Consider the following 21,250-nt stretch of genomic DNA (forward strand, 5'->3'; position numbering starts at 1 on the left):
CTCAGGCCCGTAACACATACCCCATGCCGACGACGGTGTGTAAGAGTTTATGATCGAATTCTTTGTCAATTTTCTTGCGTAAGTAATTGATATACACGTCAATGATATTCGTATTGGTATCGAAGTGCAGATCCCAGACTTTTTCGGCAATGTCAATCCGGCTCACGATTCGACCCTGATTGATCATCAGATACTCCAGCAGGGCGTACTCCCGAGCCGTCAGGTCAATGGGCTGGCCCCGGCGGGTGAGGGTACGGGCCTCGGTGTTCAATTCCAGATCGGCCACGCGTAATACGGACTTCATCCCTTCGTGGGTGGCATTCCGGCGGGCCAGGGCTTTGATCCGTAGAATAAGCTCACGGAAGACAAAGGGTTTCACCAGATAATCATCGGCACCAGCATCAAAACCGCTTTCCTTGTCCGTCAGACTGTCCAGAGCCGTGAGCATCAGTACGGGTTGACGGGGCGACTGTTGCTTGATGTATCGGCACAGCTCAAAGCCGTTAATATGGGGTAAATTAACATCCAGAATAATCACATCGTAACTGTTATTATCCGCCATCCGCTGGCCCATCAGACCGTCATACGCAATGTCAAGTACGTATCCTTCACTTTCAACCCCTTTTCGGATGAACGAAGCCAGGCTGACCTCATCTTCCACCAACAATACCTTCATAATCTTCTCCTACGTTTGAATCGAATCAATGCTACTGTAAGGGGCCCGGCTTACTGGTTAGAATGTCAACGGTATCGCCCACCCGAAGCGTGTACAAATCGGTTGCCGGTAGTAAATTCTGGCCAAAAAGAATCTTGTTATTCCAGTTCCGGTATTTGCTTAGGGTACGCAAGGGTTCTTTTCCTTTTTCAGCCGTTTGCTGATCAATCGTGGTTAGTACGCAACGGGCACAGGGTTTCACGCCCCAGAATTCCTGTTCACCGATTCGGAAATTTTCCCAGCCTTCTTCTTCGTAGGGCTGTCCGCCCGTCACGACCAGATTGGGCCGGAAGCGGTTCATCGGTACGGGTGTTTCCAGTCGCGTATTCAGGTCATCTAACGATGCCTGCCCGATCAGCAGAAAAGGATAACCATCCGAAAAGCTGGTGATTTCTCCCTGCCGGGCGTACTTCGGGTCAACCGTTCGATGCGTGCTCTCGGGCTGGTATACGAGGCGACAGTTTCGACCCAAAATCGCACTAAACCAGGCGTCCGCTTCCGGAAAACCTCCCTGAGCCGACATCGTATCATCCCAGACTTCCACCTGAAGGGCTTCGCCACCTTCAGCAACCAGAGGAATACGCAGAGGGTTGGACGGAGACTCACGATGCGTAATGATCAGGCTGTCCTCCTCCATGCGAACTTCAAACAGAGCCAGTTGGGGTAAGGTTCGCTGGGAAAGAAAGCGACCCGTTTCGTCCACCAGCATCCAGCGGCGGTCGTACAGAAGTCCACGGGAAGTAAGCGTGGCTTGGGGCAGGGAAAGCCCTGCCAATGATTTAATCGGGTAAATCCAGATTTCAGAAAGCTGTAAGGTAGGCATACGCAAAGCTACTTTTTTTTGGTTTTCCGTTCATCACAAAGTCGATAATCTCGGACAATACCGATAGTTACTCTTTTCGTTATCAGTTAATTTTGGGCCATTTTCAAGCCTTTCGCTTGTGGTGGAACTTGCGGCTTCTTCGCCGTGTATTCCTTAAGAAACGTTAAAATCCAAAATAAAAAGATGTAAATATGTATATACATTAAATGTTATGGTATATATTTGCATCACCTTTCAATAACGCCATGACCATTGAAAATGAAATAAAGCAACGAGCTTTTACCAGTCCTTATCACAAGGTGATGGTAAATCTGATTTATACGAATAACTGGATGACTTCGCTGCATTCGGAAAAGCTGAAACCGTACGGATTAACGATACAGCAATTCAACGTGCTGCGTATCCTTCGGGGTCAGTATCCCAGTGCGATTACAGTCAATGCCATTATCGAACGCATGCTGGATAAAATGTCCAATGCCAGTCGTCTGGTGGACAAATTACTGGCGAAAGAACTCGTCAGCCGGATGGTGTGCCCGAACGATCGCCGGGCGGTGGACGTGCTCATTACCGAAAAAGGCCTGGCCCTGCTCGAAAAAATCGATGAACGAATCGGAGAGTGGGAAGTAGACCTGATCGAAGGCCTGACCGAAGAAGAAGCCGAGCAACTGAGTCTGTTGCTGGACAAAATGCGAGGCAAGCACGTTTCGATGGATTGCGATGGAAATGAAGTAGTAGCTCCTTAACCAAAATTTCTCCCTTCAGTAGAATTTAAACTCCCAATTAATCAAACAAATGAAAACGGTTAAATTTTTCGCTGCGGCTCTGGCTGCTACCATGTTGTTCGTAAACGCTGGTAAAAAGCCTACGCCGGTTAAAGTGGATACGGCGAAATCATCAGTAATCTGGTTAGGTAAGAAAGTAACGGGTGAGCACACCGGAACCATTGCTTTGAAAGATGGTCAACTGCTGCTCGACGGTGGTAAACTGGTTGGCGGTAACTTCACGATGGACATGAGTACGCTGAAAGTAACCGACGTGAAAGACGAAAAAATGAACACCAAACTGAAAACCCACCTCGAAGGTGAAGATTTCTTTGGTGTAGCTAATCACCCGACGTCAACGATGAAAATTACGAAAGTGACCCCTAAAGGTGGTAACAACTACGACGTAACCGGCGACCTGACGATCAAAGGAAAAACCAACGCAGTAACGTTCCCCGCAACGGTTGATCCGAAAACGGGTACGGGTACGGCTAAAATCAAAATTGACCGTTCGAAATACGACATCCGTTACAATTCAAAGAGCTTCTTCGATAACCTTGGAGACAAAGTCATTTATGACGATTTTGAACTGGACGTAAACCTGGCAACGACGAAATAATTCGTACCCAGTGTTTTACAAAAAAGGCCCGGAAATTCAATTCCGGGCCTTTTTTATGGTAGATTTTCCTATATTTCATACAGCTCAATCGGCAGATCGTCGGGATCGGCGAAAAAGGTAAATCGTCGCTGGGTCCACTCATCGGTACGGATGGGTTCCGTTTCCACGCCGTGCGTACGGAGGGAAGCAATGGCCGCGTCCAGATCGGTTACCGCAAAAGCCAGGTGGCGTAAACCCTGAGCTTCGGGCCGACTGGGCCGGGCGGGTGGATTGGGAAACGAGAACAGTTCAATCTGATAATGACCCTTCACGGCCAGATCCAGTTTGTACGAATCGCGTTCGGCCCGGTACACTTCCCGAACCACTTCCAGTCCAAGCACCTGCGTATAAAAGTGTTTGGAACGCTCGTAATCCGAGCAGATAATGGCGATATGGTGAATAGCTTCTAACATACGATTACTGCTGACTCTTTTTCATACGACGTACCAACTGGTTGGAGTACAGAAATTCCTGAAGTTCCGGCACGTCGGTATCCAGAATGTTGTCTTTCGTCCCTTCCCAGAGTTTATGTCCCTGGTGTAAGAACAGAATATCTTCGCCAATGCCCAGTACGGAGTTCATATCATGCGTAATGACCATCGTCGTGATCTGATACTCATCGGTAATTTCCTGGATCAGCTCATCGATTTTTACACTGGTGAGAGGGTCCAGACCCGAGTTTGGTTCGTCGCAGAACAGGTACTTTGGATTCATCACAATGGCCCGGGCGATGCCGACGCGTTTTTTCATCCCACCCGAAACCTCAGAAGGCATCCGCTGGGCGGCTTTTTCCAGCCCGACCCGTTGGAGACAAAACTGAGCCCGATCCATCTTCTCTTCTTCCGATTGATCGGTAAGCATATCGAGCGGAAACTTTACGTTTTCGAGTACCGTCTTCGAGTCAAAGAGAGCACTGCCCTGAAACAGTACACCCATCTCCCGGCGGATGTCACGTTTGGTATCCTTGTCGCCCGACCAGAAATCACGGCCATTGTACAGAACATTGCCGCCTTCGGGTTTGATCAGCCCTACGATGCATTTCAGTAAAACGGACTTTCCCGTACCTGAACCACCGATAATGAGGCTGCAATTGCCGGGTTTGAACGTACCCGAAATGCCATCGAGTACTACGCGTCCGTTAAATTCTTTCCTGATATTTTTTATTTCAATCATTGTAAACAAGGCATCTAAAAATCAGTCGATTCATGCGGGGCTCACGCTTATATTATAACAGCAACTGAGCCAGCAGGTAATCCGCTACTAATACAGCAATACAACTATTCGTAACGGCCGTAGTACTGGCTTTTCCTACTTCGAGGGCTCCGCCTTCGGTGTAATACCCTCGGAAAGCTGAAATAGAAGTGATCAAAAAGGCAAATACGACGGTTTTAATCAACGCAAATGGTACGTTGAAAGGAATAAAGTCAGCCCGGATTCCGTACACGTAATCCTCGGGCGTAATAGCCCCCGACAGTGTACCCGCGACATAGCCACCCCAGATGGAGAGAAATCCGGCAATTGTAATGAGCATCGGGAATACCAGAACCGCAGCAATGATTTTGGGCAGAACCAGGTACGAGGCGGAGTTGAGGCCCATCACTTCCAGGGCATCAATCTGTTCCGAAATACGCATGGTACCCAAACCGCTGGCGATATTGGAACCCACTTTCCCCGCCAGTACGATACAGGTAATGGTAGGAGCCAGTTCCAGCAGCGTCATATCCCGTACGATCAGCGAAATAACGTAGTCGGGAATGAAGGGGCTTACGAGGTTGTAGGCCGTCTGCACGCAGGTTACGGCTCCGATGAAGGTAGAAACGATGGAGACAATAAAAATGGAGTCGATGCCGAGTGCTACGGCTTCTTCCAGGATCTGTTTTGCGTACACACTCACTTTTTCGCGACGCGTAAACAGGGTTCCCAGAAAGATAAAATAACGACCCACACGGGTAAGTAAATTCATGGCTTAATCAGTTTACAATTGTCTGTTTTCGGTTTTCAGTTGGAAGACAAATCCATTTACATACGTATCGGCTTTCAGTAAAACTCACGCAGGCGTAAGCTGTTTTGCCAGGACGATACAAAGGCGTGAAAGAGTACCCGAAATAACTGGCTTCTTCACGGGTGAATAGGGGCAGTAATCTAGCTACTAAAAAAACAATCCCACTCCGAAACGAACACTCAGCGTACCCGCCGTTTGTGAAAAGGCCGGACGGGCCGAGGCGAGCGTTACGGGCCCGAGCGTAGCCGTTACGGGAATATCCTCAAACGACGGACGGGCCCGTAAGCCATCAATGTCCGTAAAAATTCGGAGCGTTTCGGATAATTTATAAGCGAAACTCGCTCCGGCTCCGTACATAAACGCGGTTGCCTCCCGGGCTTCACTCGACACGGTAAGGGGAGACGCAACTCCGGTCATGGGCGTTTCCAGCGGATTGACGGCTTCTCCCTGCCCCGTAATGGAGGGAAAACGCAAATGCATGATCCCCGCATTGAACCGCAAATCGATCCGAATTCGTTCGCCTACTTCAAAGGTGTAATAAGGAGATAGGTAGCCCGTATAAAATTCAAACTTTTTCGCAGAAGCATTAATCGATTTGACCAGGGGAATGTAGGCCGCGGGTAAATACTTGTCTTTCAGGTACTGCGTCATTTCTTCGTTTTTCACGGCATGGGTCCAGGCCGAAGCTGTCAGGGCCACTCCGAAATGTCGACTAAAATCATGGGCCACGGTCAAACCCAGATGAGGACCGGTTTTCAGAAGCTTGGCGAGGTCCTGCGTTTCAGAATCTTCAAATTTTCCGTACGGAAAACTCGGTCCAATACCGACTTTTACAATCAGTTTCGACTGAGCATAGAGGGAAGAAAAGGCTGTCAGGAAACCCAGCAGGAGGAGGTACTTTCGCATCGCAACAGGGATTTTTTTACGAATTAAGCACTTCTATGATCGATCTGTACGCAAATCCGGTACGGATCTTTCCTGAAGGTTCCATTATTTACTAAACAAAATACTGATAATGAGTGATTTATTGAATAGTGAACTGATTAAAACAAAAGATGTTCCTCTGGCGGGAAAACCGCTGGTTATTGTAACCGGAGCGACCAGGGGTATTGGCAAGGCCATCTTACGCCGATTCGTAAAAGGAGGGTTCGACGCCATTACAGTCGCTCGCAACACGGCAGATCTGGAGAAACTCAAACAAGAAACGGAACAGGAGTTTGAAGGCCGGCAGGTACACATTTACACGGCTGACCTGGGTGAACGCGAACAGATTGAAGCCTTTGCCGCTTTCGTCAAGGCCCAGCAGCGATCCATTGAAATGCTGGTGAATAATACCGGACTCTTTCTGCCCGGCCAGATCTACAACGAAGCGGAAGGTACCTTCGAAACGATGATCAACGTCAACGTAGGTTCGGCGTATCACCTGACCCGGGCCTTGCTACCCGCCATGATGGAGCGGCAACGGGGGTATATTGTGAATGTATGTTCGACGGCCAGTATCAAAGCCTATCCCAACGGTGGTTCATACTGTATTGCGAAACATGCCTTACTGGGACTGACGCGGGAATTACGGGAAGAACTCAAAACCAAAGGAATCAAAGTAACGGCCATTCTGCCGGGTGCCACCTATACTGAAAGCTGGGCGGGCAGCGATTTACCCGAAAGCCGTTTTATGCAGGTAGATGACATGGCCGAACTGCTTTGGACCAGTTACCATCTATCTCCTTCGGCTGTGGTCGAAGAACTACTGGTACGCCCACAATTGGGGGATTTGTAACCGATCTCGGAATTTGATAGCCAGTCGGTTAATTTCCACTATTTTATTTGGTTAACGGACGAAAGTAAGGAACTCTATACAACTTATTAAAAAATCTTATTAAATAAAGGAAGAGAACCCTTATTTTCGCCGTAGTTTTCTGCAATTGATTTACCAAACCTGTTACCAACATTCATGGCCGATAACCAGTACCTAGGCATAGACGTGGGTGGAACGAATGTCAAAATGGGCATCGTAGACGCTACCACGGGTAAAATTTCAAATTTTTACAGCCACGATACGCTTAGTTGGCGGCAATCCGGTCACTTTGAAGAACGACTGGGCGATGCCATTTCTCTGCAACTGCTCGATAACCCTACGCTTACGAAAGTAGGAATTGGTCTGCCGGGAATGATCAACAGCAAGCGTACCGTACCCCTTGAAATTACGGCCATTCCGGAGTTAAATAATGTAAAGCTGGTCGAGTACCTGTCCAATCGGTTTGCTGGCGTTTCCTTCTATCTGGAAAATGACGCCAACGCTGCGGCCTTGGGCGAATTCTATTTCGGTGAAGAAAAGATCGACGAAAATTATATTTTCATTACCCTGGGAACGGGCGTAGGCGGTGCCGCCATCCTGAATCGCCGCGTATTTACGGGCGGTAACGGAAATGCCATGGAGCCCGGCCATATTCCTTCCGTAGAAGGAAAAGTACTGGAGCGGAACATTGGTAAAAATGAATTGCTGAACCTCGCCACGAAAATGCGTTCCGAATACACGGGAGCGACACAATTACCCGGCGATGGTACGATCTCAACGACCGGTCTGGTAGCAGCTGCTGCGGCAGACGACGCTCTGGCTCTGCAAATCTTTGAGCGGGTGGGTGAAATTCTGGGCGACGGTCTGGCCTCGCTGGTACGGATTCTGGACATCAACCTCATCCTGATTGGTGGCGGTCTGTCGGCTTCCTTTGATTTCATTATGCCGGCCGTATTCAAGAAATTAAACTACTGGCTGACGCCGTATAACCTGGACACACTGGAAATCAAACGGGCTACGCTCGGTAATGATGCTGGTTTGCTGGGAGCCGCTTCCTTGTGCTTTGAAGTACAGGATGGCGTGGGTGCAGAAGGTTAAGCATCACGAATATATCCCCTTTAAAAGCCCCGTTTCGTTCGCGAAGCGGGGCTTTTTATCGTTCTACCCGTACGAGAAAGTCATTCCGTTCATCGTCTTTCCAAGAAAGAATTGAAAAAATACTAGGACATCGTCCGGCGTATTGTTTTTTTAGAGGATTAATTTGAACAGAATGAAGCGTATCGTTTGTGCATGGCTGATCTTGTGGTCGTTTTCTTCCCTGGCCCAGGCCCCAGCTAGTAATGTGAATACGGCCAAGCCCTGGGCGTATTGGTGGTGGATGGGCAGTGCCGTGACGGAAGAGGGCATCCGGAAAAATTTACAGGATTACGCCAAAGCCGGTCTGGGAGGATTGCATATCATTCCCATCTACGGCGTCAAAGGGTACGAGCAGCAATTTCTTCCTTTTCTGAGTCCCGAGTGGAACAAAGCCTTAACCTTCACCCTGCAAGAAGCCCAGAAGTTAGGGCTGGGCATTGATTTATCGCTGGGTACGGGCTGGCCCTACGGAGGTCCCTGGGTATCCGCCCGTGATGGAGCTCAGAAATTCAGTATTCAGGGCGATTCCCTGTTGGTATTGCCCACGAAGCAGCAGGTCAAACGGGCTGCACCGGGGGGCGAAGGGCTGGTGATGAACCCGTTCGATGAAACGGCCGTACGAAACTACCTGGAGCATTTCGACGCGAATCTGCCCAAAGGCAATACGGTTCGTTCCTTTTACAATGATTCCTATGAAGTATATGGAGCCAACTGGACGAACGATTTTCTGGCCGAATTTAAACGTCGTCGGGGATATAGTCTCAAACCAGCGGTTCTTACTAAAACGAAGAATTTAACGGAAGACGAACGCCGCATCTGGGCCGATTACCATACGACGCTGTCGGAATTACTGCGGGACCGCTTCACCCGCATGTGGACGGGCTGGTCGCAGCAACAGGGTAAAATCACCCGTGATCAGGCCCATGGCTCGCCGGGAAACCTGCTAGATTTGTACGCCCTGACGGACATTCCTGAAACCGAGTATTTTGGTAGTAAACAATACGCCATTCCGAACTATCGCCTCGATCCGGATTATGATTCTACCCGTTACGGCGTGCCAGGCGTACTGACTATGCAATTTGCGTCTTCGGCGGCTCACCTGACGGGAAAGCCACTCGTATCTTCGGAGACCTCTACCTGGCTGGCGGAGCACTTCCGCGTATCGCTTTCGCAGATCAAACCCATTGTGGATGAATTGTTTACGGGCGGCGTGAATCACATTTTCTACCACGGTATCCCGTACTCACCTCCGGAGGAAAAATGGCCGGGCTGGCTGTTTTACGCGTCCACGAACTACAATCAGCAAAGTCACTTCTGGAAAGACTTACCCGAACTCAACCAGTACATCGAACAGTGTCAGCAACGCTTACAAACGGCTCGTCCGGATGCCAGCGTGTTGCTGTACTTTCCGGTACAGGACATTTGGCACGGCGTAGCGGCGGGCGAAGCTCCCTTTCTCTTTGACGTACACGCCAACTCCCGCCGCTGGTTGCACGATACGCCCTTCGGAGCAACGGCTCAACAACTTCGCAATCACGGGTACCAGACCGATTTTGTTTCGGATAGTCTCTTACAGGGTTTCTCAGTAAAAGCAGGAAAGCTGATTTCAGCGGCGGGTACGACGTATCCGGTATTGCTGATTCCCAAAACGCAGTATGTCCCGCTGGAAACGTTGAAAAAGATTCAGCAATTGGTACAGCAGGGAGCTAACGTAGTCTTCGCCGAAGCCCCGGGTCGGGTGAGTGGCTACAAGGACTGGAAAAACCGGCAACAGCAACTGGAAAATATTCGCAAATCATTAGCGACGCTGGTAAAGAAAGATTACCTGTCTGAACTCAAGCGTTTGAAGATTCGGCAGGAAAAAATGGCAGAGCAGGGACTTTCGTTCTTACGGAAAACCAATACGGAAGGAACCTTATACTTCGTAACTAATCTTGGTAATCAGTTTCATCGGGGGACAGTACGACTCGGCAGCTGGGCCCGCTCGGTGCAGGTAACCGATCCTTTGCGGAAACGGCAGGGGTACGTACCCGTACAAGCTCAGGCAGATAGTACGTCGGACATTGAACTGGCTCTGGAACCGGGCGAATCGGTATTCCTCCAGACGTACGCGTCCCTGCGAAAAGGGGCTCCCTGGCCGGAGTACCCCGCTACGAAGGATACGCTCAAATTAACCGGAATCTGGCAGATTGACTTTCAGGAAGGACAGCCCGAACTACCCATGCCATTGGCTACGTCGCGACTGGTTTCCTGGACGGAACTGGATCACGCGGAAAGTCAGAATTTTAGTGGAACGGGTCGGTATACATTACGATTCAAACGTCCGGAAGCCTGGAAGACCGATCAACCAATCCTGCTGGATTTGGGAGTAGTACGCGAAACGGCTCAGGTGCGGCTAAACGAGGTATCCTTGGGGAAACTCTGGAGTTTACCCTACCGGATTCAGCTTCCGGCCAATGTACTGCAGGAGGAGAATATATTGGAAATTGACGTGACGAATAGTTCCGCCAACCGAATCCGTAAGCTGGATGAGGACAAGTTCCCCTGGCGTAAGTTCTACGATATCAACTTTGTGAGCATTCAATATAAACCGTTTGACGCTTCCAAATGGGAGCCGGAACCTTCGGGGTTGTTGGGGCCGGTGGTGTTGTTGAAATGAGGGGGCTGGGGTCGGATTGAAATCCGACCTTACAAGATGGGTCGAGCCTATGGCTCTTACTGATGTTCTTAGGGGACATTGCAGAGCCGTAGGCTCGGCTAATTTATTAAGGACGGATTTCAATCCGTCCTTAACTATTTACCAAACAAATCATCCGCGTCAAACTTCACCGGTAGCAAATCAGCGATGGAATCCATGGCAATAATGCCGCCCTTCGGCTGTAACATCAATAAACGAATGGGCTGTTTTTGCCGATGTTCATACTCCAACAACGATTGCCGACAATTACCGCAAGGCGATACGGCCTGAAATACATCGCCCGTGCCGGGACGAGCCAGTACCGCAATGGCTTTGATTTTCTTATCGGGGTAATTGGATCCTACGTAAAAGACAGCCGAGCGTTCGGCACAGGAGCCTGAAGGGAAAGCTGCATTTTCCTGATTGCCAGCCGTAAAAATGGTCCCGTCTTCGAGTAGCAAAGCGGCTCCTACATGAAAATTCGAATACGGAGCATAAGATTTATACGTAGCCTGCCGAGCCTGCTCCACCAGCGTTTGTTCATCCAGGGGAAGCTCGGCTTCAGTAGCGTATGAGGTAAGGGGTATCTCCAGTTTCAGCGATTTCATAGATTCTTTTTATAAGGGAGGGAAGTGTATAACCTTCAAATTGCCGGAAAGGTTTCGCTGAAATCATCTAAGGTAGCTAAGCTCTGATTCAGGATTCAGTAGCGTAGGACACGTACCGAAAAGAAACAATAGTATGCTTGCATACTATTGTTTCTTTTTTCATCTTTACCTTATAAACCTATTTAATATCCATTGCTATGATTGCTGCCAAATCGACCTTAAAGGGAGGCGAGTTTCTCATTGCCGATACCCCCGCTGAACGTGTATTTATTCCCGAAGATTTAAGCGAAGAACAACGTATGGTAGCCGCTACCTGCGAAGAATTTCTGAATCGGGAAGTCATGCCGCGTCTGAAAGAACTGGACGAAGCCAAAAGCTACCAACCCATGGTGGACCTTTTGAATAAAGCAGGCGAATTGGGATTACTAGCCACCTCGATTCCTGAAACCTACGGTGGTTTTGGGATGAACTTCAATACCTCCATGCTGGTAACGGACAAGATCGGAGCTTCGGGCGGTTTCGCCGTGGCTCTCTCGGCTCATACCGGCATTGGCACGCTACCGATTTTATACTACGGAAACGAAGAGCAAAAAGCCAAATACCTGCCTAAACTGGCAACCGGCGAGTGGAAAGCTGCTTACTGTCTGACCGAACCCGATAGCGGATCGGACGCCAATTCGGCTAAAACCAAAGCTACCTTAGCTCCCGACGGTACTCATTATCTGCTGAATGGCCAGAAGATGTGGATCACCAACGGCGGTTTCGCGGATATATTTATTGTTTTTGCTAAAATCGATCAGGACAAAAACCTGACAGCCTTCATTGTAGAAAAGGATTTCGGCGGTATTACCATGAATGAACCCGAGCATAAACTCGGCATTAAGTCATCGGATACCCGGCAGATTTTCTTCAACGATACGCCCGTTCCTCTGGAAAACCAGTTGTATACGCGGGAGGGGGGCTTTAAGATTGCCGTTAATATTCTCAACATTGGACGAATCAAGCTTTCAGCCGCCTGCGTGGGCGGAGCAAAATCAGTACTGGCTCAAGCTGTAACTTACGCTCAAGAGCGACGACAGTTTAATACGGCGATTGCGAATTTTGGGGCCATTCAGTACAAAATTGGTGAAATGGCTCTCAAATTATTTGCGGCAGAGTCGGCAACGTACCGGGCGGGTCAGAACATCGACGACGCCATCGAAAGCCTGATCGCCGGCGGTATGCCCGAGTCCGAAGCCAAGCTGAAAGGGGTCGAGCAGTTCGCCATCGAATGTGCCATTCTAAAAGTACACGGTTCCGAAGTGCTGGATTACGTGGTGGATGAAGGCGTACAGATCTACGGGGGTATGGGTTACTCGGCGGATGCTCCCATGGAACGGGCATACCGCGATAGCCGTATCAACCGGATTTTCGAAGGTACCAACGAAATCAACCGATTACTGACGGTCGATATGATCCTGAAACGGGCCATGAAAGGGCAGCTCGACATTATGGTTCCGGCCATGGCGGTGGGTAAGGAAATCATGAGTATCCCGGACTTTGGTATGGATGAAGAAGAAGGCTTGTTTGTCAAGGAAAAGAAAGTACTGAAGAACCTGAAAAAAGCCATCTTACTAGCGGCAGGAGCGGCCGTACAGAAATTCATGATGGCCCTCGACAAGGAGCAGGAAATTATCATGAATCTGGCGGACATGCTGATTGAAGTTTACGCCGCTGAATCGGCCCTGTTGCGGGTGGAAAAATTGATCGGTGTGCGGGGCGAAGCCGCCGTATCGGTGCACCGGGATGCCGCTCTGGTATATCTACACGAGGCCGTCGAGAAAGTAGCCTGGGCGGGTCGTCAGGCTATTACGAGTTTTGCCGAAGGTGATGAGCTCAATGTGATGCTGATGGGCCTGAAACGGTTCACCAAGATTGATCCGATCAATCTGAAGGATGCCCGTCGCCGGGTGGCTCAGGCGGCTCTGGAAGCCAATGGGTATCCGTTCAATTAACGGACTTGATGATTCGAGGCAAAAGAGGCAGCCTGTTTCCGGGCTGCCTCTTTTTATACCGCATGGCTAAGGACTTCATCAAAACGAATAGCAAAATGCGATTCATGGTAAACGCACTGGCCATCGCGAATCAGCAGTACCTGCGGGGATTCGTGTTCCACGTCAAATTCCTGGGCGATAGCATTGGATAGCGGACGGTACCGCAGTAAATCCAGGTAATAGGCCGAAATGCCCTGGGTGTCATCCCACTGCCGTTCGAGACGAGCCTTCGCCGTGGAACTAATGGAGCAGGTAGTACTATGTTTGTAAATCAATACGGGATGTTCGAAGGATTCCTTTTTGATCGCTTCCAACTGTTCCGCATCCGTTAGTGGTTGCCAGTTCATAAGGGTTGTATTGCTTTAATGGGTTGATAACCCTGAAAAACGTTTTTTAAGTTCTATTTTTGGTGCGTAAAAGTATCATTCCAGACGTCTTGTATCGCTTTCTATACCAACTTTCGATTTTTTTCATGCAGCTGGGCTTCCGTTTGGCTGCATTTTTTCACCCCAAAGCCCGCTTGTGGGTGGAAGGGCGGCAACGGTTGTGGAGGCAATTGAAAACCTACCAGGCTGTACCGCATACGGCCTGGTTTCACTGTGCATCCGTGGGGGAATTCGAACAGGCCCGCCCCGTACTCGAAGCCTTTCGGAAGGAGAACCCGGATTGGAAGATTGTATTAACCTTTTTTTCTCCTTCGGGTTACGAACTGCGAAAGAACTACGAGCAGGCCGACTGGGTAGGCTACCTGCCGCTGGATACTCCAGCACAGGCCCGCCGGTTTGTGGAAACAATTCAGCCGGAAATGGCATTTTGGGTAAAGTACGAATTCTGGTATTACCACTTGACTGAACTTAAAAAGCGGAACATTCCCGTGGTCATTTTCTCGGCGATTTTTCGACCGGAACAAACCTTTTTTAAATCATACGGTGGTTTTTACCGCGAAATATTGCACTGCTTTTCGCACCTGTTTGTCCAGAATCAGGAATCCGTGGAACTGCTTAACCGTATTGGTATTACGAACGTAAGTCGGGCGGGGGATACGCGGTTTGACCGGGTGATTGAAATTGCCCAGCAAGCCAAACGTTTTCCGATCGTCGAGCAGTTTTGCGGAGCCAATCGCGTATTCATGGGCGGATCGATCTGGCCAGAAGATTGGAATGTAATCCGTACCTATATACAAACAAGAGGTACCGCAACGAAGCTTAAATGGATTCTGGCTCCGCACGAAATTGATGTGCAACAAATCGAACGCTGGGCTACGGAAGTACCGCTTCGGTCCATACGTTATTCACAAGCAACCGAAGAGAGTATAGCCAATGCCGACATTCTTTGGATCGATAATGTGGGGATGCTGGCAAGCCTGTACCGGTACGGGCAATTTGCCTTTATCGGGGGAGCCTACAAAGCGGGCTTACACAACATTGTCGAAGCGGCCGTATGGGGGATGCCTGTTTTTTTCGGGAATAAGAAATACCGCAAATTCCAGGAAGCTCACGATTTGCTGGCTCTGGGTTCAGCCCACGCCGTAGCCGATGGTACAGAATTTAGTCAGGTATTGGATGGATTGCTACAGTCGCCGGAAACGTACCAGCAGGAAGCCGAAACGAGTCGGAACTATGTGTATACGAATCAGGGGGCGACGCAACAAATCATGGATTGGGTACGAAACCGGCGATGAGCGATACCGAACAAGACCTTAGAAAAGACGAAAGTCTACGAAACACGACATGTCACAACAAGGATTAGTCATACGATCGACGGGTTCCTGGTACGATGTCCGGGATGAGGAAGGACACATCTGGCAGGCTCGGTTGAAAGGAAAATTTAAAATTAAAGGGCTGAAAACGTCTAATCCACTGGCCGTGGGCGACCGCGTGACGATGGACATAGAAAACGAAAACGAAAATACAGCCATCATTACGCACATCGAAGACCGGGAGAATTACATTGCCCGGGCTTCGGTACATAAGACCAGTCAGGCCCATTTGCTGGCGGCGAATCTCGATCAGGCCGTACTCATTGTTACGCTTGATTTTCCGCGTACGTCGCTGGGCTTCATTGACCGCTTCCTGGTATCGGCAGAATCGTTCCGGATCCCCGTAGTCATTGTTTTTAACAAACAGGACATTTTCGATGAAGAAGGTCGGGAGCAACACCAGCCCATTATGGATATGTACGCGGAGCTGGGTTATGGCACCCTGCGAACGTCGGCTCTGACAGGCGAGGGGATGGACGAACTGCGGGCCTGTTTGAAGGGGAAAGTATCGCTCGTATCCGGGCATTCGGGTGTGGGTAAGTCGACGCTGGTCAATACCATTGCTCCTGATCTGGATTTGCGAACCAGCGAAGTGTCTACTTTTGCCAACAAAGGGGTGCATACTACCACGTTCGCGGAAATGTTCGAACTCGAATCGGGTACCTTTATTATTGATACACCGGGCATTAAGGAGTTAGGATTGATTGATATGGAACCGGCCGAAATCAGTCATTATTTTCCCGAAATGCGGGAGCTACTGAACGAATGCCGGTACCATAATTGCCTCCACCTGAACGAACCCGCCTGTGCCGTACGCGATGCGGTAGAGGAAGGAACCATTGCCATGAGTCGCTATCACAGTTACCTGGGTATGTTGCAGGGAGACGATAATCGACGGTAGAAACTTGGTTATTGGTTTGTAGTTGTTTGTTATTGAGGCAATTTGAACGTATTCCAAAGCTTCGTCAGTTTTAACTTTTACCCATTACAGAAAGCATCCCCATTATCAATCACGGAACATAGAAAACCATACACTGAAAACCAATTGTTATGCAGCCTTCCACACCCAATCCAATGACCCGTTTTTTCGGGGCGTTTTTTACCATCTTAGGTACTTTCATTATCCTTTTTGCCTGCGTAGCGTTTCTGAATGATGGCAAACCCACCTTAGGTTGGAAAATCACGCAATGGGAGTCGATAGTACCTTTCCTGGTCGGAACCGTCTTCCTGATTACGGGCGTGAACATGATGCGAAATTAGTGAATCTGGCAGTTTCAGAAATAAACGATGAATTGACATCCGTTCAGGAAGGGTGTCTTAAAAAAGTTTAACGCTTTGCGGAACAATCTTTTCAAGTATTGTATTGGAATTATGCAACGTAAATGCGTTACTTTTGCTTATTCTATCCGATAAATTCAATTTCTGAATACCAATATGAAGCTTCATCCCGTCGACGTAGTCGAGAATATTTCCGGCGAAGCCTTTCGCGAAAATTACCTGAAGCCCCATCGCCCTGTTATTTTAAAAGGGGTTGCCGATCAATGGCCCGCTTTTGAAAAGTGGCGTCTGGATTACTTCAAGACTTTAGCGGGTAACATCGAAGTGCCCCTGTACGATAACTCCAAGCCCACGCCTAACTCCAAGCTCAACCAGCCGGACAAGGTGATGAAGTTTGGCGAGTATCTGGATCTGATTGCGTCCGGGCCCGTTGATTTACGGATGTTTCTCTTCAACATCTTCGATCACATCCCCGATCTGTGTAATGATTTCAGTTTCCCCGAGCACCTGATGAAGGGCTTCCTGAAGAAATATCCGATGATGTTTTTCGGTGGAGCGGGTTCGATTGTGTATCTGCACTACGATATGGATTTATCGAACGTATTCCTGACGCAGTTTCACGGCAAAAAACGCGTGATCCTTTTCGATCAGAAATACTCGAAGCACCTGTATCGCATGCCGTACGGAATTCTGAGCTACGTGGATCCTGAGAATCCGGATTACGAAAAGCATCCGGCCATGCAGTATCTGGAAGGATACGACTGCGTGATGGAACACGGTGATATGTTATACATTCCTTCGGGCGTCTGGCACTACATGAACTACCTGGAAGGCGGATACGCACTGGCGGTACGGGCTTTTGATCCGTCAATTTCCACGCGGGCGGAAGGTATCTTTAACATTACGGCGATGCGTACCTTCGACGATTTAATGAAGAAAAACTTTGGCAAACGCTGGTGGAATTACAAAAGCCGCAAAGCCGAAGAGTACGCCAATGAAGTGGTTATTTCCAAAGGCGGCAAAGGCCGTATTCTGGAAACCGTATAATCTCAGTTTAATAGTAGAGTACGCAAGCAAGCCGATGATCCATAGATCATCGGCTTGCTTGTTTTGTTATAAGATCCCTTACTTGAGTCGCCTTAATCAGACCGGGTTTCGTCTCTCTTACTGGCTGACTAGTAGCCCCTGAGCCTCTCCACGCCTAACGATAGCCTGCTCTAGGGCCACCGCATTGCGGCTATCGTAGGTCGTTCCGTTGCTCAGGGGCGGGAGATGTTTTCATCTTCTGAAAATTCTTTTGTTGTTGGTTTTGATCAAGTTCCTGCACGGACGACATAAACTCAAGCCCCGTCCTATCGCGAAAAGCCGCCTACTTCATCCGCAATGCGGTGGCCCATAGCAGGATGAAGTCAGCGGTGTTCGCGATACGGACTAAAAGACCAGCCGTCTCAATGGGACGAGTGCCTACTTAGTAAACTAGTGGATAAAACAAACGATCATTTAAGTAAAACAAACTATCATATCCTTATCTCTTCAATAAACCCAACCCCACACTACAACTCAGGCATTTTCTGGGTTGACAGTAGGTTTGCATCCATTCCAGGGCTCCTTGCGAGTCGGCGGCGTTCTGGCATTTGAGACCGTAGGATTTCCAGGTTTTGGTAATCGCATGCTGTTCGGCCGGAAGCTGTTCCAGGCGTTCGATGGCCCGATCAGTGTAACGGGCTTCGTCCTTGTGATGACCGTAGGCGACCAGTAGCGGTACCACCGCATTAATCAAAATCCGCTGGGCCGTTTCCTGTCCCAGCTGGGTAACGCCGTGTTCCGTGGGTTTGTGAAACGTGTAATGCTGTTGCCAGTATTCGGAAGGACTAACCTGTACCGTTTTCATGATTGTAGTAACATCTTCCTGATTAATAAAAAAAGAAAAAAGCGATAGCGGCTGCGTGACTAGCGGAACAAGCTGGGCAATCCGTACCGTCGGGAAACTGGCCGGACGTAGCCGCAGAAACTTCCAGACCTGCGTAGGCAAAGGCTGTAATTCGTACTTCTTTAAAAGAAAATAGGCCTCTCTTTGAAGTTGTAAAGTATAGGCGTCCTGTGGGGTAGCGGGGATCAGTCCCGAACAGCCAAACAGCAAGGCCTCAACCTGAAAAGGCTGATTACGATGCTTGTGCAAAAGGCGGAGGGGAACCGTACGGGCGAGCCATTCCAGCGGCTCGGCATTAAGCGGCGAACCGAGCGAGCGGGCGAGAATCTGCCAGGTCGTTTCTTCCCAGTTATTTTGAGACTGTTCCCATAGCTGCCTTACCTTTTCGGCTTTTGCTGACAATCGCTGGATAAGCGTACGATCGAGCATGGATCGTTTGTGTAGTTCAAAAGCCGTTAAAAACTGGCTTGAACAGGCCAGGGCTTCCTGCGAATGAACCAGGATTTGATACCGATCAAGCCAGGCCGGGTCCGTGCGGTTTTGTAAACACAGGGTAGGCACTTCTGTACCATCGGTTCGGTATACGGGAGCATCGTGGATCCAGACTACGTGTAAAATGACATTTTCGTAAGCAGCATCCGTTTCGTGCGTATGGCGAAACCAGTCGGAAGAACGCGTGTGAATTTCAACGGTACCGACCCACTCCAACGTACTAATACGAATACGGGCCTGCTGAAAATCCGGTCCGGCATCCTGATGAGCTTTTCCTGGACTAATCACCTGTACCGAATCGCCCGTCTCGGTTTGCAAAGCAGTCGCGTCAAATTGCTGGAACTGCCACAGATAATGAATAAAATCTTCCGTCATAGCCAATCAACAGGATTTGACGTAAAGTAGGAGGACTGTTGGTGAAGTGCCGAACCGGATACTAAGTAGTGCTACTACGTTTAGTTTCCACCCAAAATCTGAACCGCTGTAAGGGGCAACGCAGCAGAGAAAGTCTATTTTTAGGGAATTGATTAATTCCCTAAAAACGAATTCACATGTACACCCCTGAATTCGGACCATGCTTGTATGAAACCTTATTTGCTCCTTTTCCTGCTGAGTTCATTACTGAGCACCGCCCAAGTAGTACCCCGTAATCTTCTTCAGAAAAATTACCCCCTCGAAACGGTACAGCACCTACTCATCCCGCTGGATCAGTGGACGCCGTATCCGAAAACACCCGAAACCTGGCAAAAAGCAATTACCGACAGTGTACGGAGCGGTCTGATTCAACGGGGAGAAGTGGCCGCGGCAAAACCCCTGTTGCCCCTAACTGCCACGCTGACGCTGGAGTATGTCCGAACCGCCAACCGTACGCACTACGAAGAAATTACCTTCAATCGGCGGCACGATCTGCTGGATCTGACGATGGCGGAAGCCGTGGAAGGCAAAGGTCGTTTCACGGATGCCATCGTGAACATGGTCTGGGCCATTTGCGAAGAAAGCTACTGGGGTATTCCGGCTCACATCGGCACGCAGAAGGCTGGCAGTGGGCTACCCGACGTAGAAGAGCGGACAGTCGATCTGTTTGCCGCTGAAACCGCCGCTGTACTTGCCCTCACGGATTACCTGGTAGGCGGCCAGCTGGATAAAGTATCGCCCCTGATTCGTAAACGCATCTATCACGAAACGAACATTCGTCTGTTCGAACCCATTCAGGTACCCAATCGCTACGGATATTTGCGAAAGGATGTGAAGGCGAACAACTGGAATTCCTGGATTATGTCGAACTGGATGACGGCTACGCTATTCCTGGAACGCAACGAACAACGCCGGGCTCAGATGCTGCATGCCGCCATGTCGGGACTGGATTTATACCTGAACGGACTGGGTGAAGATGGCGGTACCGACGAAGGACCCATGTACTGGTTCGCCGCCGGTGGCTGCGTCTTCGATGCTCTGGAAACGCTGGAAAGTGCGTCGGGCGGAAAAATTAACATCTACGATCAGCCGATCATTCGGAATATGGCTTCCTATGTCTATAAAATGCACATCGCCAATGCCTATTTCGTCGATTTCGCCGATGCCGATCCGATGTTACGGCCCGACGGTCTGATGTTATACCGATTTGGAGAAAAAATTAAGGATGATACGCTGAAGCAGTTTGGGGCCTGGGGCTTCCGTACGTTCGGAATCACACGGGTCATTAACAGTTTTCAGCGGCAACGGCAGGTTTGGAATGTACTGACGGTGAAAGCGGTACAGGAAATTCCCAACGCTTCGTTTACAAATGTTCCGGAAGTCTGGTTTCCGGATGTGCAGGTGATGGCGGCCCGTTCCAAAACGCTCTTTGTAGCGACCCACGCGGGACATAATGCCGAAAGCCATAATCACAACGACGTCGGCGATTTCATTGTGTACGCCAAAGGCGAGCCCGTCATCATTGACGCCGGACGTGGTACCTACACCGCCAATACCTTTTCGGGACGTCGGTATAAGCTTTGGTTTACGCAGTCCCAGTACCACAATCTGCCCATAATCAATGGATACGGACAAAAAGACGGTCTGGCCTACACGGCTAAAAATGTAACGTATCGCAAAAACGAGACTTCTCTAAAAATGGATTTGGCGGCAGCCTACCCCAAAGAAGCAGGCTTACGAAACTGGTGGCGAACGGTACAGCTCAATCGGAAAAAGGAAACCGTAGAAATTCGCGAAGAGTATGAACTCGAAAAAACACCCCAAAATCTAACGCAAATATTTCTGACGCTCAGTCAGGTAAATGTCAGTACGCCGGGTACAGTGACGTTTGAAGGGCCAAATCACCCTTCGGTCAAACTCAGTTACGACGCCAAACGCTGGAAAGTTCGTACAGAACCGGTAGCCCTCGGTACCCCGGACGACGAAGCGTTCAAGACTAGCTGGGGTACGGGAAAGACCATTCAACGCGTGTTATTCGAACAAATGAATCCCGTTACAAAAGGCAAACACCGTTTCGTTTTCTCCCTCGCTAACTAATACGGGACCAGTACTTTTCCGTAAATCTTTTATTACTTAGACTAAGTAAAAATAAAGATAATGCTTTAGTT

At 49.3% G+C, this 21,250-nt stretch carries 20 protein-coding genes; 11 read left to right on the forward strand and 9 right to left on the reverse strand.

All coding sequences use genetic code 11. The features are described from left to right. Window position 1: 1 nt before the first annotated feature. Both BWI97_RS10075 and BWI97_RS10080 read right to left on the reverse strand, forming a co-directional pair. Window positions 2–676: a response regulator transcription factor gene (locus BWI97_RS10075; protein WP_102200914.1), complete on the reverse strand. Its 675-nt coding sequence runs from the start codon at window positions 674–676 to the stop codon at window positions 2–4. 31 nt (window positions 677–707) lie between these two features. After that, window positions 708–1,538, reverse strand: coding sequence for an MOSC domain-containing protein (locus tag BWI97_RS10080; RefSeq protein ID WP_102200915.1), 831 nt, complete (start codon window positions 1,536–1,538; stop codon window positions 708–710). Between the two features lie 245 nt (window positions 1,539–1,783). Between BWI97_RS10080 and BWI97_RS10085 the strand changes: the two genes are divergently transcribed. Together BWI97_RS10085 and BWI97_RS10090 are read left to right on the forward strand one after the other, a co-directional pair. Next, window positions 1,784–2,281 (forward strand): MarR family winged helix-turn-helix transcriptional regulator, encoded by a 498-nt coding sequence (locus BWI97_RS10085; protein WP_094809945.1) that lies wholly within the window; start codon window positions 1,784–1,786, stop codon window positions 2,279–2,281. Between the two features lie 49 nt (window positions 2,282–2,330). Further along, window positions 2,331–2,918 carry a YceI family protein gene (locus BWI97_RS10090; protein WP_102200916.1) on the forward strand — a complete coding sequence of 196 codons (588 nt, stop codon included), beginning with the start codon at window positions 2,331–2,333 and terminating at the stop codon, window positions 2,916–2,918. 68 nt (window positions 2,919–2,986) lie between these two features. Here BWI97_RS10090 and BWI97_RS10095 read toward each other — a convergent pair whose 3' ends face one another. From BWI97_RS10095 to BWI97_RS10110, 4 genes are all read right to left on the reverse strand, one after another. Beyond that, window positions 2,987–3,370: a VOC family protein gene (locus BWI97_RS10095; protein WP_102200917.1), complete on the reverse strand. Its 384-nt coding sequence runs from the start codon at window positions 3,368–3,370 to the stop codon at window positions 2,987–2,989. A gap of 4 nt (window positions 3,371–3,374) precedes the next feature. Next, a complete protein-coding gene (locus BWI97_RS10100) occupies window positions 3,375–4,130 on the reverse strand; it encodes an ABC transporter ATP-binding protein (RefSeq protein ID WP_094809951.1) in 756 nt (251 codons plus the stop codon). A 52-nt stretch (window positions 4,131–4,182) separates the two neighbouring features. Next, on the reverse strand, window positions 4,183–4,920 hold the full coding sequence (locus tag BWI97_RS10105) for an ABC transporter permease (protein WP_094809953.1): 738 nt from the start codon (window positions 4,918–4,920) through the stop codon (window positions 4,183–4,185). A 186-nt stretch (window positions 4,921–5,106) separates the two neighbouring features. Then, on the reverse strand, window positions 5,107–5,865 hold the full coding sequence (locus tag BWI97_RS10110) for an outer membrane beta-barrel protein (RefSeq protein WP_102200918.1): 759 nt from the start codon (window positions 5,863–5,865) through the stop codon (window positions 5,107–5,109). Between the two features lie 109 nt (window positions 5,866–5,974). On the opposite strand from BWI97_RS10110, the gene BWI97_RS10115 reads away from it, so the two are divergent. The 3 genes from BWI97_RS10115 to BWI97_RS10125 all read left to right on the forward strand — a co-directional run bounded on the left by BWI97_RS10115 (window position 5,975) and on the right by BWI97_RS10125 (window position 10,550). Next, window positions 5,975–6,736, forward strand: coding sequence for an SDR family oxidoreductase (locus tag BWI97_RS10115; protein WP_094809957.1), 762 nt, complete (start codon window positions 5,975–5,977; stop codon window positions 6,734–6,736). A gap of 174 nt (window positions 6,737–6,910) precedes the next feature. After that, on the forward strand, window positions 6,911–7,852 hold the full coding sequence (locus tag BWI97_RS10120; RefSeq protein WP_094809959.1) for an ROK family protein: 942 nt from the start codon (window positions 6,911–6,913) through the stop codon (window positions 7,850–7,852). A gap of 172 nt (window positions 7,853–8,024) precedes the next feature. Then, a complete protein-coding gene (locus BWI97_RS10125; RefSeq protein WP_102200919.1) occupies window positions 8,025–10,550 on the forward strand; it encodes a glycosyl hydrolase in 2,526 nt (841 codons plus the stop codon). Between the two features lie 134 nt (window positions 10,551–10,684). On the opposite strand, the gene cdd is transcribed toward BWI97_RS10125, so the two are convergent. Then, window positions 10,685–11,176 (reverse strand): cytidine deaminase, encoded by a 492-nt coding sequence (gene cdd, locus BWI97_RS10130; RefSeq protein WP_094809963.1) that lies wholly within the window; start codon window positions 11,174–11,176, stop codon window positions 10,685–10,687. Window positions 11,177–11,373: 197 nt separating this feature from the next. Here cdd and BWI97_RS10135 point away from each other — a divergent pair, with 197 nt between their 5' ends. Then, the gene (locus BWI97_RS10135) at window positions 11,374–13,170 is read left to right on the forward strand and encodes an acyl-CoA dehydrogenase family protein (RefSeq protein WP_102200920.1); all 1,797 of its coding nucleotides are present in this window, start codon (window positions 11,374–11,376) and stop codon (window positions 13,168–13,170) included. 53 nt (window positions 13,171–13,223) lie between these two features. Here BWI97_RS10135 and ytxJ read toward each other — a convergent pair whose 3' ends face one another. Beyond that, entirely contained in the window at window positions 13,224–13,556 is a 333-nt protein-coding gene (gene ytxJ, locus BWI97_RS10140; RefSeq protein WP_102200921.1) for a bacillithiol system redox-active protein YtxJ, read from the reverse strand. Window positions 13,557–13,699: 143 nt separating this feature from the next. On the opposite strand from ytxJ, the gene BWI97_RS10145 reads away from it, so the two are divergent. The 4 genes from BWI97_RS10145 to BWI97_RS10160 all read left to right on the forward strand — a co-directional run bounded on the left by BWI97_RS10145 (window position 13,700) and on the right by BWI97_RS10160 (window position 17,293). Continuing rightward, the gene (locus BWI97_RS10145; RefSeq protein WP_233207801.1) at window positions 13,700–14,890 is read left to right on the forward strand and encodes a 3-deoxy-D-manno-octulosonic acid transferase; all 1,191 of its coding nucleotides are present in this window, start codon (window positions 13,700–13,702) and stop codon (window positions 14,888–14,890) included. A 49-nt stretch (window positions 14,891–14,939) separates the two neighbouring features. Continuing rightward, window positions 14,940–15,869 (forward strand): ribosome small subunit-dependent GTPase A, encoded by a 930-nt coding sequence (gene rsgA / locus BWI97_RS10150; RefSeq protein WP_102200922.1) that lies wholly within the window; start codon window positions 14,940–14,942, stop codon window positions 15,867–15,869. Between the two features lie 149 nt (window positions 15,870–16,018). Next, on the forward strand, window positions 16,019–16,228 hold the full coding sequence (locus tag BWI97_RS10155) for a hypothetical protein (RefSeq protein WP_233207802.1): 210 nt from the start codon (window positions 16,019–16,021) through the stop codon (window positions 16,226–16,228). 174 nt (window positions 16,229–16,402) lie between these two features. Continuing rightward, window positions 16,403–17,293 carry a cupin-like domain-containing protein gene (locus BWI97_RS10160; protein WP_094809971.1) on the forward strand — a complete coding sequence of 297 codons (891 nt, stop codon included), beginning with the start codon at window positions 16,403–16,405 and terminating at the stop codon, window positions 17,291–17,293. 478 nt (window positions 17,294–17,771) lie between these two features. Here BWI97_RS10160 and BWI97_RS10165 read toward each other — a convergent pair whose 3' ends face one another. Further along, a complete protein-coding gene (locus BWI97_RS10165) occupies window positions 17,772–19,043 on the reverse strand; it encodes a DUF2851 family protein (RefSeq protein WP_102200923.1) in 1,272 nt (423 codons plus the stop codon). 207 nt (window positions 19,044–19,250) lie between these two features. On the opposite strand from BWI97_RS10165, the gene BWI97_RS10170 reads away from it, so the two are divergent. Continuing rightward, window positions 19,251–21,179 (forward strand): heparinase II/III family protein, encoded by a 1,929-nt coding sequence (locus tag BWI97_RS10170; protein ID WP_102200924.1) that lies wholly within the window; start codon window positions 19,251–19,253, stop codon window positions 21,177–21,179. Window positions 21,180–21,250: the final 71 nt, after the last annotated feature.

It is taken from the genome of Siphonobacter sp. BAB-5405 (genome assembly GCF_002872335.1).
In the GTDB taxonomy this organism is placed as follows: Bacteria; Bacteroidota; Bacteroidia; order Cytophagales; family Spirosomataceae; genus Siphonobacter.